The following is a 12868-nucleotide window of genomic DNA, read 5'->3' on the forward strand; positions in this document are numbered from 1 at the left end:
GTTGCAGGGCTTTTTTGTTAATGATCAGTTAACGTGAGCTTCTGACGATGTTTTCATTTTGCTCCACCGAAGGCCCGGTGAAGACCCATCTTCACAAGAGAGCCCATTAGCCTGAGTCGATCTGCGTGTTCCGAACCCTCGCTACAGCGCGGCAGATAACTCGGCCCCATAACCTCATGCATATGCGGGCGTGCCCATGATTACCCTGAAGCTCAATGGTCAAGACCATCAACTGGACGTCACCGAGGACATGCCGCTGCTCTGGGCGATCCGCGACGTTGCCGGTTACAGCGGCACCAAGTTTGGCTGTGGCATGGGCCTGTGCGGTGCGTGCACCATCCATATCGACGGTGCCCCGGCGCGCAGTTGCATCACCCCGATCGGTTCGGTGGTCGGCCAGGATATCGGTACTATCGACAACCTGCACCGCGATCCGCTCGGCCAACTGGTCCAGCAAGCCTGGCTTGATACGGCCGTGGCGCAGTGCGGGTTCTGCCAGGGTGGCCAGATCATGTCGGCCACGGCATTGCTCAAGACTCATCCCAACCCCAGCGATGAGCAGATCGAGACCGCGATGGTCGGCAATATCTGCCGCTGTGGCACCTATAACCGGATCAAGACTGCAATCCGCCAGGTGGCGACTCATCTGCAGGAGGCCAAGGCATGAGCCGCTTACCCAGTGATTTTGTCCTGAGCAACCTCAGTCGACGCGGCTTTCTCAAGGGGGTAGGTGCCACCGGTGCGCTGGTGCTGGCAGCCAGTTGGGGGTGGCAGGAGGCGTTCGCCGAGGTCAAAAAGTTCGGTGCCGAGGGCATGCCCAACGGCTGGATCGATGACCCCAAGGTGTACGTCAGCATAGCCGCCGATGGCACGGTGACGGTGCTGTGCAACCGCTCGGAAATGGGCCAGGGCGTGCGCACCAGCTTGAGCATGGTGGTGGCCGATGAACTGGACGCCGACTGGGCCATGGTCAAGGTCCGCCAAGCGCCGGGCGATGAAGTACGTTTCGGCAACCAGGACACCGACGGTTCGCGCAGCATGCGCCACTGGTACGAGCCGATGCGCCGGTGTGGGGCCGCGGCGCGGAGCATGCTGGAGCAGGCGGCGGCCAATCAATGGCAAGTGCCAGTCGACGAATGCCGGGCGCAATTGCATACCGTCCGCCATCAGCCCAGTGGTCGCCAATTGGGCTACGGCGCGCTGGCCGAGGCGGCCGCTGCCTTGCCGGTACCGGCGCGAGAAAGCCTGCGGCTGAAGCAGCCGTCGGAGTTTCGTTACATCGGCAAGGAGTCGGTACGTGCCATTGACGGCGAAGACATTGTCACCGGGCGGGCGGTCTACGGCGCCGATGTGCACTTCGAAGGTATGCTCTTTGCCACCGTAGCGCGGCCGGCGGTGTATGGCGGCACGGTCAAGTCCTTTGATGCCAGTGCGGCGCTGAAGGTGCCGGGGGTGGTCAAGGTGATGCAGATCGACAGCCGGCCGATTCCCTCCGAGTTCCAGCCGCTGGGCGGTGTGGCGGTGATTGCGAGCAATACCTGGGCGGCGATCAAGGGGCGCGAGGCGCTGAAAATTGTCTGGGCCGACGGCGCCAATGCAGCGTATGACTCGCTTGCCTACCGCAAGGAACTGGAGGCTGCTGCGCTCAAGCCGGGCAAGGTAGTGCGCAGCACCGGCAATATCGACGAGGCGTTGAACAGTGCCGACAGCAGCCTGGAAGCGTCCTATTACTTGCCTCACCTGGCACAGTCGCCAATGGAACCGATGGTTGCCGTAGCGCGCTTCAAGGATGGCCAGTGCGAAGCCTGGGCGCCGAGCCAGGCCCCCCAGGTCACCCGTGAGCGCATCGCCGAACGCCTGGGCATACCGTTCGACAAGGTCAGGGTGAACGTCACCTTGCTCGGTGGTGGTTTCGGGCGCAAGTCCAAGCCGGACTTCATCCTCGAGGCGGCGATCCTGGCCCAGGCGTTTCCCGGCAAGGCGGTGCGGGTGCAGTGGACCCGTGAAGACGATATCCACAACTCCTACTTCCATACGGTTTCGGCCGAATACCTCAAGGCCAGTCTCAATCAGGACGGCATGCCATCCGGTTGGCTGCACCGCACCGTGGCGCCGAGCATCACCGCGTTGTTCGCGCCGGGGATGAATCACGAAGCCGCTTTTGAGCTGGGCATGGGCTTCACCAACATGGCCTATGCGATTCCCAACGTGCGCCTGGAAAATCCCGCAGCCGCTGCCCATACCCGGGTCGGCTGGTATCGTTCGGTGTCGAACATTCCCCATGGTTTCGCCATCCAGAGCTTTGTCGACGAGCTGGCGCACAAGGCCGGCCAGGATCCGCTCAAGTACCAGATCAAGCTATTGGGGCCTGATAGGCAGATCGACCCGCGGACCTTGAGCGAGGAGTGGAACTACGGCGAATCCCCCGAACGTTACCCGATCGACACCGCGCGTCTGCGTGCGGTGCTGGAAACCGCCGCCCAGGCTGCCGGCTGGGGTCGCGAGTTGCCCAAGGGCCGTGGCCTGGGGCTGGCAGTGCACTACAGCTTCGTCACCTATGTGGCGGCAGTCATCGAAGTGGAGGTCGGGGATGACGGGACGCTGGTGGTGCACAAGGCGGATATCGCCGTCGATTGTGGTCCGCAGATCAATCCCGAGCGTATTCGCTCGCAGTTCGAGGGGGCCTGCGTGATGGGCCTGGGCAACGCGGTGCTGGGGGAGATCAGCTTCAAGGACGGCAAGGTCCAGCAAGACAACTTCCATATGTACGAGGTGGCACGCATGTCCCTGGCGCCAAAGGTGCTGGCGGTGCATCTGGTCACGCCACCGGGCAACGTGCCATTGGGCGGGGTCGGCGAGCCGGGCGTGCCACCGATTGCACCGGCCCTGTGCAATGCGATCTTTGCCGCGACTGGCAAGCGTATCCGTAGTTTGCCCGTGCGTTATCAGCTGCAAGGCTGGCAGCAGGAAAAGGCGTGATGGCGCGTGTGCAGCGCAATGTCGGCGCGATCATTCTCGCGGCAGGGCAGGGCAGTCGTTATCGACAAGTGGCCGGCGCTGACCAGGACAAGCTGCTGGCGCTGTGCAAAGGCCGCGATGGGGTTGTCCGGCCGGTGCTCGAGCATAGCCTGCGCAACTTGCCGGACAGCGTCCAGCCGCGCTGGTTGGTGACCACGCCGGACCGCGCCGAGGTCGCCCGGCTGGCCCGTGTCTACGGCTGCGAAGTGCTGTGGCTGGCATCGGCGGGCATGGGCGACAGCATCGCCGCGGCGGTGGCGGCCTGCCCAGGGTTGGAGGGCTGGCTGGTGGTGCTGGGAGATATGCCGTTTATCTTGCCGGCGAGTATTGATGAGGTGGTTGCCCAAGTGGCGGCCGATACCATCAGTGTGCCGGTGCGGGCGGGCGAGTTCGGCCACCCCGTGGGGTTTGGCGCATCGTTTGGCCCGGCGTTGATGGCCCTGTCCGGAGATCGTGGGGCCAAGCCGTTGTTTGCCACGGCCAAGGTGGTCGAGGTGGCGGTGACGGATGGGGGTGTTCTGTGGGATGTGGATGAGCCACAGGCGCTGGTCTTTGGTTAGTCAGCCGGGTGATGCCTTTGTGGCTTGCCAGCGATGGACGTACCAACCTGGGAGCGGGCGCCGGTTCCCACGATAAAAAAAGCCCCGCCTGATTGCTCAGGCGGGGCTTTTTAGTGGCGGATGGAATCAGGCGAGGGGTTTAGGCTCGTGTTCTTTTTCCAGGGCCTCAGGGTGTTGCTCTACCACTTCTTCAACGGAACGCAGGTTTTCGTCGATGGCAGGGGCAGCAGGCTCGGCAGCAACTTCAGCGACCGGTGCAGCAGTGGCAGCCAGTTCGGCTTCCTTCTGCAGGCGCTCGGCTTCGCGCTTGCGGCGACGCACTTCACGTGGGTCGTTCGGCGCACGACCGTTTTCGGTCAGGACCGCAGCTGGCGCAGCTTCGGCCACAGGGGCGGCAGCTTCAGCCACTACCCGGGCTTCAACTGGCGCTGGTTCGGCAGCCACGGGGGCTGGCTCGGCAACCACTTCGGCAACCGGTGCCACAACCTCGGCAGCCACGGCTTCAACCACGGCTGGCTCAGCTACCCAGTTGAAGGCAGTCTGCTCTTCGCGGGCTTCAGGCGCCTGTTCGGCGACTGGTGCTTCGAAAGCAGGTGCTTCAACCACCACAGGGGCTTCGACAACGGCCTCTACAGCGACAGGTGCTTCAACCACGGCTTCGGCTTCAGCCACTACTTGCGGTTGTGCTTCAACAGTCTGGGCTTCAACCGCCGGAGCCACTTCTACAGCAGGAGCGGCTGGTGCTTCGACTGGAGTGGTGGCTTCCACGACTGGCGCTTCAACCTGGGCGGTTGGCTGAACAACTTCTTCAGTCACGGCGGCGGTTGCACGTTCAGCTTGCTGATGAGCCTCGGCTTCGGCTGGAGCACTGATCACGGTGCTGGCAACAGCGGCGGTCACGGCCAGGCCGGCAGCCAGTTCTGCGCCCGTAGGCTCTTCGCTGCCTTCGGACTCTTCCGAGCCTTCGATCACATTGCCATTGGCATCACGTTGACGCTCACGACGGTTGCTGCGGCGACGCTGGCCACGGGAGCGGCGGCGTGGACGATCGCCTTCGGCGTTGTCCTGGCCATCTTCCGGCAGTTGCTCTTCGCTGGTTACCAGTTCTTCTTCTTCGGCAACCGGGGCTGCAGCTTGTTCGGCACGTGGTTGACGCTCTTCACGCGGCGGACGCGGTGCACGCTCTTCGCGTGGCTGGCGAGCCGGGCGCTCTTCAGCGACGGCGCTAGCAGCAACAGCAACGGCGGCAGCAGGTGCGGCATCCAGAGGTTCACGCAGTTCGCGCACTGGGCGGTCTTCACGATCGCCACGTGGCTTGCGCTCTTCACGTGGTGGACGTGGAGCGCGCTCTTCGCGTGGGGCGCGAGGTGCGCGTTCTTCGCGAGCGACGGTCGGGGTCTCTTCACGGGCTTCGCGTGGTTGACGCTCTTCGCGCGGCTCACGTGGAGCGCGTTCTTCACGCGGTGCACGTTCTTCGCGTGGCTTGCGTTCTTCATCGCGGCGACCGTTACGGTTGCGGCTCTGCTGACGACCGTTGCGACGTTCTTCGTTGCGGGCTGGACGCTCGGCGGCAGGTTTTTCAACCACTACCGGAGCGGCTGGCTCTTCCTTGGTGGCGAACAGGCTGACCAGCGACTTCACCAGGCCCTTGAACAGGCTTGGCTCTGGTACCGCAACCGGAGCGACTACCGGAGCAGCTGCGACTTCAACCGGCACCGGTGCGTTGGCACGGGCGGGTGCAGTCTTCACGGCAGCTTCCTGGCGAACCAGGGTGCGGGTGGCGGCGGCCGGTTGCACTTCTTCCACTTCAGCCGCGGCAGCTGCGATTTCGTAGCTGGACTGGTTGGTGTGGGCTTCCGGGCTGTCATCGCGCAGGCGCTGCACTTCGAAGTGCGGCGTCTCGAGGTGATCGTTCGGCAGGATGACGATGCGGGCACGGGTGCGCAGTTCGATCTTGGTGATCGAGTTGCGTTTTTCGTTGAGCAGGAACGCTGCCACCGGGATCGGCACCTGGGCGCGAACTTCGGCGGTACGGTCTTTCAGGGCTTCTTCTTCGATCAGGCGCAGGATCGCCAGCGACAGCGATTCAACGTCACGGATGATGCCGGTACCGTTGCAACGCGGGCAGACGATGCCGCTGCTTTCGCCGAGAGACGGACGCAGGCGCTGACGGGACATTTCCAGCAGGCCGAAGCGCGAGATGCGACCGACTTGTACGCGAGCGCGGTCGGCTTCCAGGCATTCGCGGACTTTCTCTTCCACGGCGCGCTGGTTCTTGGCAGGGGTCATGTCGATGAAGTCGATGACGATCAGGCCGCCGATGTCGCGCAGGCGCAACTGACGGGCGATTTCTTCAGCGGCTTCAAGGTTGGTCTGCAGAGCGGTTTCTTCGATGTCGCTGCCTTTGGTGGCGCGCGCCGAGTTGATGTCGATGGACACCAGGGCTTCGGTCGGATCGATGACGATGGAGCCGCCGGAAGGCAGTTCGACAACGCGCTGGAATGCGGTTTCGATCTGGCTTTCGATCTGGAAACGGTTGAACAGCGGCACGCTGTCTTCGTACAGCTTGATCTTGCTGGCGTACTGCGGCATCACCTGGCGGATGAAGGTCAGGGCTTCGTCCTGGGCTTCAACGCTGTCGATCAGCACTTCGCCGATGTCCTGGCGCAGGTAGTCGCGGATCGCGCGGATGATCACGTTGCTTTCCTGGTAGATCAGGAACGGCGCGGAACGGTCCAGCGAAGCTTCTTTGATGGCGGTCCAGAGTTGCAGCAGGTAGTCGAGGTCCCACTGCATTTCTTCGCTGCTGCGGCCAAGGCCGGCAGTGCGCACGATCAGACCCATGTCAGCCGGGGCAACCAGGCCGTTCAGGGCTTCACGCAGTTCGTTGCGCTCTTCACCTTCGATGCGACGGGAGATACCGCCGGCACGTGGGTTGTTCGGCATCAGCACCAGGTAACGACCGGCCAGGCTGATGAAGGTGGTCAGGGCTGCGCCCTTGTTGCCACGTTCTTCTTTTTCGACCTGAACGATGACTTCCTGGCCTTCGCTCAGGACGTCCTTGATATTGACGCGGCCTTCAGGCGCTTTCTTGAAGTATTCGCGGGAGATTTCTTTGAGGGGCAGGAAGCCGTGGCGCTCAGAGCCGAAATCGACAAAGGCAGCCTCAAGGCTTGGTTCGATGCGAGTAATCCGGCCTTTATAGATGTTGGCCTTCTTCTGCTCGCGTGCACCGGATTCGATGTCCAGGTCGTAGAGGCGCTGGCCATCTACCAGTGCAACACGCAACTCTTCGGGTTGAGTTGCGTTAATCAGCATTCTTTTCATGTAGTACCGTCGGTTTCCGGGCTGCCGGAAACGGCGTTCGGCACACACGACTTCTCACGGTCGGTGTCAGGTGCGTCGGGAGTGGTTGGCCATTCCCGTGTCTAGCGAAGTCCGGCCAATGTGGGCCTTCATCGCGACGTACGCGTCCTGCTTGCTGTGGCTACTTAAGCACTCAGTCAGGAGGAGGAATCAACCGGCGACTGTGGACGAGATGAAGCGTCTAAATATAAGCCTAGTGCTACACGGTCCGACGGTTGTGCATCTCCACCCTACACGTATCCCTGATAATTCGGGTGCTGCCGCGCGCAGAATCCGCAGCGGGTTGGCATTTACCGTGTTCTCCAATGGGGAGTCCACGCTCATGGCTACACAAGACTGGGTGAAAGCTGTTTGGCTGGCTCCCAGCTTGTAACAGGCGTTGTTTCCGAAACTCTCGACCCAGGTGTGATTCGGGACTGACTGCACTTTGTGAACTGGCCGTAAATATCGGCGCAACAGACGAGTGGTACTCTGTTTGTTGCACTCGCTTCAGGCCTCATGTCACCTGCGCTTGTTACAATCACGAACCTTCCAGAAGATGCGAAAGCCCCGTAGGACGGCCTCGCGTCCTGATGAATTGCGTTGGTCAGGGCCGGCAACTTGCCGTTTGTCCTCTGTCCAGCCGCTTTTGGCGGCGTTCGCGACTATAGCAGCAATGATTAAGTGCTTCAATTCCATAAAAAATTGTTATCATTCGCGGCATGACGACTACTGCCCCCCCGACCCCAGCCGTACAACTGCTGGAGGTCTCGCCGGAATATGCCGGCCAACGAATTGACAACTTCCTTCTTGCTCGGCTCAAAGGTGTGCCCAAGACCTTGATTTACCGCATTTTGCGTAAAGGCGAAGTGCGCGTGAACAAAGGTCGGATCAAGCCCGAGTACAAGCTGCAGGCGGGCGACATCGTGCGCGTGCCGCCGGTGCGTGTGCCGGAGCGTGACGAGCCAGTGCCCCTGGCCCAGGGGTTGTTGCAACGCCTGGAAGCCTCGATTGTCTTTGAAGACAAGGCGCTGATCGTGATCAACAAGCCTTGCGGCATTGCGGTCCACGGTGGCAGCGGCTTGACCTTCGGGGTGATTGAAGCCTTTCGTCAGTTGCGTCCCGATTGCAAGGAGCTCGAGCTGGTGCACCGTCTCGACCGTGATACCTCTGGCCTGCTGATGATCGCCAAGAAACGCAGCATGCTGCGTCACTTGCACACGGCATTGCGCGGCGATGGTGTCGACAAGCGCTACATGGCGCTGGTTCGCGGCAACTGGGCGAGCTCGATCAAGCAAGTCCGGGCGCCGCTCGGCAAGAGCAATCTGCGCTCCGGCGAGCGCATGGTCGAAGTCGACGAGGAGGAGGGCAAGGAGTCGGTGACCGTGTTCAAGGTCCTGCGTCGTTTTGGCGACTTTGCCACCCTGATCGAAGCCAAGCCGATTACCGGCCGGACTCACCAGATCCGCGTCCACACCTTGCACGCCGGGCACTGCATTGCTGGCGATACCAAGTACGGCGAGGAAGGTTTCTCCAAGGAGATTCGCGATCTGGGCGGCAAGCGATTGTTCCTCCATGCCTACATGCTGACCGTGCCGCTGCCCGATGGCGGTGAGTTGAAGTTGCAGGCGCCAGTGGACGAAATGTGGGCCAAGACCGTGGAGCGCCTGAGTGCACCCCTCTGATTGCAAGCTACTGATTTTCGATTGGGACGGGACACTGGCCGATTCCATTGGTCGGATCGTCGAGGCGATGCACGTCGCGTCTGAACGCTCGGGTTTTGCGCTGTGCAGCGATCTGGCGGTCAAGGGCATTATCGGGCTGGGTTTGCCAGAGGCGATTCGCACCTTGTATCCGCAAATCGGTGATGCCGAGCTGGTGGCGTTTCGTCAGCATTATGCCGATCACTACATAGCGCTGGAGGCCGAGCCTTCGCCGTTGTTCGAGGGCGTGCTCGAGTCGCTTGAGGCGTTCCGCGCCGAGGGCTATCAGTTGGCCGTAGCCACTGGCAAGGCGCGTCGTGGCCTGGATCGGGTGCTGAAGTCCCATGGCTGGGAAGATTATTTTGATATCACCCGCGCCGCCGACGAAACCGCTAGCAAGCCGCACCCCTTGATGCTCGAGCAGATCCTGGCGCATTGCGCGGTCGGGCCTGGGCAGGCGCTGATGGTGGGGGATTCGTCGTTCGATCTGCAGATGGCTCGCAATGCCGGGATGGCGTCTGTGGCAGTCAGCTATGGCGCGCAATCCATAGAGGCGCTGCGTGCGTACGAGCCGTGCCTGGCCATTGATCATTTTTCGCAATTGCATGCCTGGCTGGGTCAGCAGGCCAATTAAGTTTGGGTTGGGGTAGATGCAATGACTGACGAATGGAAGGCGCCTGTCAAAGCCAGTGCTGAAGACGGCGAAGACAAGAGCTGGAAACTGCTGGAAAAAACCCTGCTGGCCGGGGTGCAGGAGCAGCGTCGCTCGCGGCGTTGGGGGATTTTCTTCAAGCTGTTGACCTTTGTGTACCTGATTGTCGCGTTGATCCTGTTCACGCCGCTGATGGACATTGAAAAGAGCGCGACGCGCAGCTCGGGCTACACCGCATTGATCGAGATCACTGGGGTGATTGCCGATAAAGAGCCGGCCAGTGCCGACAATATCGTCGGCAGCCTGCGTGCGGCGTTCGAGGATGCCAAGGTCAAGGGTGTCGTGCTGCGGATCAACAGCCCTGGCGGCAGTCCGGTGCAGTCCGGCTACGTCTATGACGAAATTGTGCGCTTGCGCGCCTTGCACCCGCAAATCAAGGTTTATGCGGTGATTTCCGACCTGGGCGCCTCGGGTGCCTACTACATCGCCAGCGCTGCGGACCAGATCTATGCCGACAAGGCCAGTCTGGTGGGTTCCATTGGTGTCACAGCGGCCGGCTATGGCTTTGTAGGTACCATGGAGAAGCTGGGTGTCGAGCGGCGTACCTACACCTCGGGTGAGCACAAGTCGTTCCTCGATCCGTTCCAGCCGCAAAAACCGGAAGAAACCAAATTCTGGCAGAGCGTGCTGGATACCACCCATCAGCAGTTCATCGCCAGCGTGAAGAAGGGGCGTGGTGATCGGCTCAAGGACAAAGATCATCCGGAGCTGTTTTCCGGGCTGGTCTGGTCGGGCGAGCAGGCATTGCCGCTGGGCTTGATCGATGGCCTGGGCAGTGCCAGTTCGGTGGCGCGGGACGTGATCGGTGAGAAAGAGCTGGTGGACTTCACCATCCAGGAATCGCCGTTCGATCGCTTCTCGAAAAAGCTCGGCGCCAGTGTGGCCGAGCAGTTGGCCATGTGGATGGGCTTTCATGGCCCCGCCTTGCGCTGATTGCTGTGCGAGATAAAAAAACCGGCCTGCGTGGCCGGTTTTTTTATGGCCTGTAGCAGCTGCCGAGCCCGCGAGGCTGCGTTCGAGGGCGCAGTCCTCGCCGGGTGCGTTGGATCTGGCGACAGCTACGGGATCTGCACGCCTTCGGCCAGCAGCATGTCTACCAGGCGAATCAGCGGCAGGCCGACCAGGCTGGTGGCGTCCGGGCCTTCGGTGCGTTGGAACAGGCTTACCCCCAATCCTTCGGCCTTGAAGCTGCCAGCGCAGTCGTAGGGCTGCTCTGCGCGCAGGTAGCGCTCCACGCTTGCTGGGTCGAGCGTGCGCATGTGGACGGTAAAGGGGATGCAGTCGAGCTGGCAGTGGCCGCTCTGGCTGTTGAGCAGGGCCAGGCCGGTGAGGAAGGTCACGCTGGCACCGCTGGCGGCCAGCAGTTGTTCGCGGGCCTTGTCGAAGGTGTGGGGCTTGCCGATGATCTTGCCGTCGAGTACCGCGACCTGGTCCGAGCCGATGATCAGATGCCCCGGATGGCTGGCGGCCAGTGCTTGGGCCTTGGTTTGTGCCAGGCGCCTGACCAGCTCGGTGGCGGACTCGCCCGCCAGTGGGCTTTCGTCGATATCCGGGGAACTGCAGGTAAAAGGCAACTGCAGGCGAGCCAGTAATTCGCGGCGATAAACCGAGCTTGAAGCGAGTAATAAAGGCAACATAGGGCTCTCCAGAAGTCAGCCGCAAATTCTAGCGGGGCCTGCAAGTGACGGACAGGACTGAATTTCCTTTGACAAGGGCGGGTGCATCCCTATAATGCTGCGCCTATGTTGAATGACCCGATTCCACCTCACGTTGACCCGCGCAAATTGGCTGATCGTGGCACCACCCTTCAAGGTGAAATGCTGCTGGCCGATTTGGAGAGACTCTGCGACCCGCTTTCCGACAATGTCGGTACGGTGCAGGCTAAATTCGTTTTTGAACGAGATGAACGTAAATCTGTGGTGATCCACAGCTTTATCGACACCGAGGTCAAAATGGTTTGCCAGCGTTGTCTTGAGCTGGTCACCCTGCCGATTCACAGCGAATGCAGTTATGCTGTGGTAAAGGAGGGTGCGAATACCCAGTCGTTGCCGAAAGGTTATGACGTGCTGGAACTGGGCGAAGATCCTTTGGATCTGCAGTCACTGATCGAGGAGGAGCTTTTGCTCGCCTTGCCCATTGTGCCTGCTCATCATCCGGAAGAATGCCAGCAGCCGGCGGGTCTCGATGAGCCCGAACCGAGCGAGGACGAGGTAACGCGGTCCAACCCGTTCAGTGTATTGGCGCAGTTAAAGCGTGACCCAAACGTTTAGGAGTTAATCAATTATGGCTGTTCAGCAGAACAAAAAATCCCGCTCCGCCCGTGACATGCGTCGTTCGCACGACGCTCTCGAGGCAAGCACTCTGTCCGTAGAAAAGACCACTGGTGAAGTTCACCTGCGTCACCACGTATCGCCAGAAGGCGTATACCGTGGCCGTAAAGTGATCGACAAGGGCGCTGACGAGTAATCCTTGTCCGCTCAAGTCATCGCGATTGACGCAATGGGCGGGGACTTCGGTCCCCGCAGCATTGTTCAGGCCAGCCTTGCTTGCCTGTCTGCTACGCCCTCGCTGCACCTGACCCTCGTCGGTCAACCCTCCCTTCTTGAAGAATTGATCGCTGGCCAATCGGCTGTGGATCGCGCGCGCCTGTCGATTGCTCCAGCGTGCGAAGTCATCACCATGGACGAAAAGCCTGCCCAGGCCCTGCGTGGCAAGCCCGATTCGTCGATGCGCGTGGCGCTGGAGTTGCTGCGTGATGGCAAGGCCCAGGCCTGTGTCAGTGCCGGCAACACCGGCGCGCTGATGGCGTTGTCGCGGTTCGTGCTCAAAACGTTGCCGGGTATCGATCGGCCAGCGATGGTCGCGGCGATCCCGACACAAAAGGGTTACTGCCAGTTACTGGACCTGGGGGCTAACGTCGATTGCAGTGCCGAGCACCTGTTCCAGTTCGCGGTGATGGGTTCGGTGGCGGCCGAGACGCTGGGGATCGCCCGGCCCCGGGTGGCGTTGTTGAATATCGGCACCGAGGACATCAAGGGCAATCAGCAGGTCAAGCTTGCGGCGACCCTGTTGCAAGGTGCCCGGGGCCTGAACTACATCGGTTTTGTCGAGGGTGACGGCCTGTATCGGGGTGAGGCGGATGTGGTGGTCTGTGATGGTTTTGTCGGCAACATCCTGCTCAAGTCCAGCGAAGGCCTGGCGACCATGATTGCCGGGCGTATCGAGGCCTTGTTCAAGCAGAATCTTGCATCAAGGATGGTCGGGGCCCTGGCCTTGCCCTTGATGAAGCGTTTGCAGGCTGACCTGGCGCCCGCCCGGCACAACGGCGCGAGCTTCCTCGGGTTGCAGGGGATCGTGGTCAAGAGCCACGGTTCAGCTGGCGTGCAGGGCTTTCAGAGTGCGATCCAGCGAGCCTTGATCGAGATTCAGGAGAATCTGCCGCAGCGACTCCATGGGCGTCTCGAGGATTTGCTGCTTTAGGCATTTTCGTCGGACAATGCTTAAATGTGACCGCTCGGTTCAATTGGCCA

Annotated in this window: 11 protein-coding genes; 9 read left to right on the forward strand and 2 right to left on the reverse strand. The window is 61.3% G+C overall.

All coding sequences use genetic code 11. From position 1 onward, the window contains the following. Window positions 1-196: 196 nt before the first annotated feature. From ACM6IP_RS21835 to ACM6IP_RS21845, 3 genes are read left to right on the forward strand one after another with little or no spacing between them, the layout of a single operon-like run. Window positions 197-667, forward strand: coding sequence for a (2Fe-2S)-binding protein (locus tag ACM6IP_RS21835; protein WP_095167626.1), 471 nt, complete (start codon window positions 197-199; stop codon window positions 665-667). Continuing rightward, on the forward strand, window positions 664-2979 hold the full coding sequence (locus tag ACM6IP_RS21840; protein ID WP_414862260.1) for a molybdopterin cofactor-binding domain-containing protein: 2316 nt from the start codon (window positions 664-666) through the stop codon (window positions 2977-2979). Before ACM6IP_RS21835 ends, ACM6IP_RS21840 begins: the two co-directional genes overlap by 4 nt. Beyond that, the gene (locus ACM6IP_RS21845; protein ID WP_414862261.1) at window positions 2979-3578 is read left to right on the forward strand and encodes a nucleotidyltransferase family protein; all 600 of its coding nucleotides are present in this window, start codon (window positions 2979-2981) and stop codon (window positions 3576-3578) included. The genes ACM6IP_RS21840 and ACM6IP_RS21845 overlap by 1 nt, the downstream gene beginning before the upstream one ends. A 126-nt stretch (window positions 3579-3704) precedes the next feature. Here ACM6IP_RS21845 and rne read toward each other — a convergent pair whose 3' ends face one another. Beyond that, the gene (gene rne, locus ACM6IP_RS21850; RefSeq protein WP_414862262.1) at window positions 3705-6905 is read right to left on the reverse strand and encodes a ribonuclease E; all 3201 of its coding nucleotides are present in this window, start codon (window positions 6903-6905) and stop codon (window positions 3705-3707) included. Window positions 6906-7645: 740 nt separating this feature from the next. Here rne and rluC point away from each other — a divergent pair. From rluC to sppA, 3 genes are read left to right on the forward strand one after another with little or no spacing between them, the layout of a single operon-like run. After that, entirely contained in the window at window positions 7646-8608 is a 963-nt protein-coding gene (rluC, locus tag ACM6IP_RS21855) for a 23S rRNA pseudouridine(955/2504/2580) synthase RluC (protein WP_095167632.1), read from the forward strand. Then, the gene (locus ACM6IP_RS21860; RefSeq protein ID WP_095167634.1) at window positions 8595-9260 is read left to right on the forward strand and encodes an HAD-IA family hydrolase; all 666 of its coding nucleotides are present in this window, start codon (window positions 8595-8597) and stop codon (window positions 9258-9260) included. Before rluC ends, ACM6IP_RS21860 begins: the two co-directional genes overlap by 14 nt. A 21-nt stretch (window positions 9261-9281) precedes the next feature. Next, complete coding sequence (sppA, locus tag ACM6IP_RS21865) at window positions 9282-10271, forward strand: signal peptide peptidase SppA (RefSeq protein ID WP_414862263.1); 990 nt, start codon at window positions 9282-9284, stop codon at window positions 10269-10271. A 125-nt stretch (window positions 10272-10396) separates the two neighbouring features. Here the strand turns inward: sppA and ACM6IP_RS21870 are convergent, their stop codons facing one another. Then, window positions 10397-10975 carry a Maf family protein gene (locus tag ACM6IP_RS21870; RefSeq protein WP_414862264.1) on the reverse strand — a complete coding sequence of 193 codons (579 nt, stop codon included), beginning with the start codon at window positions 10973-10975 and terminating at the stop codon, window positions 10397-10399. A gap of 105 nt (window positions 10976-11080) precedes the next feature. Between ACM6IP_RS21870 and ACM6IP_RS21875 the strand changes: the two genes are divergently transcribed. From ACM6IP_RS21875 to plsX, 3 genes are read left to right on the forward strand one after another with little or no spacing between them, the layout of a single operon-like run. Then, the gene (locus tag ACM6IP_RS21875) at window positions 11081-11608 is read left to right on the forward strand and encodes a YceD family protein (protein ID WP_008050439.1); all 528 of its coding nucleotides are present in this window, start codon (window positions 11081-11083) and stop codon (window positions 11606-11608) included. A gap of 13 nt (window positions 11609-11621) precedes the next feature. Next, window positions 11622-11804: a 50S ribosomal protein L32 gene (gene rpmF / locus ACM6IP_RS21880; RefSeq protein WP_003179396.1), complete on the forward strand. Its 183-nt coding sequence runs from the start codon at window positions 11622-11624 to the stop codon at window positions 11802-11804. A 3-nt stretch (window positions 11805-11807) separates the two neighbouring features. Then, a complete protein-coding gene (gene plsX / locus ACM6IP_RS21885) occupies window positions 11808-12818 on the forward strand; it encodes a phosphate acyltransferase PlsX (protein ID WP_095167639.1) in 1011 nt (336 codons plus the stop codon). The last annotated feature ends 50 nt before the right edge of the window (window positions 12819-12868 follow it).

This window comes from Pseudomonas sp. IT-P176 (genome assembly GCF_949767245.1).
Taxonomy (GTDB): Bacteria; Pseudomonadota; Gammaproteobacteria; order Pseudomonadales; family Pseudomonadaceae; genus Aquipseudomonas.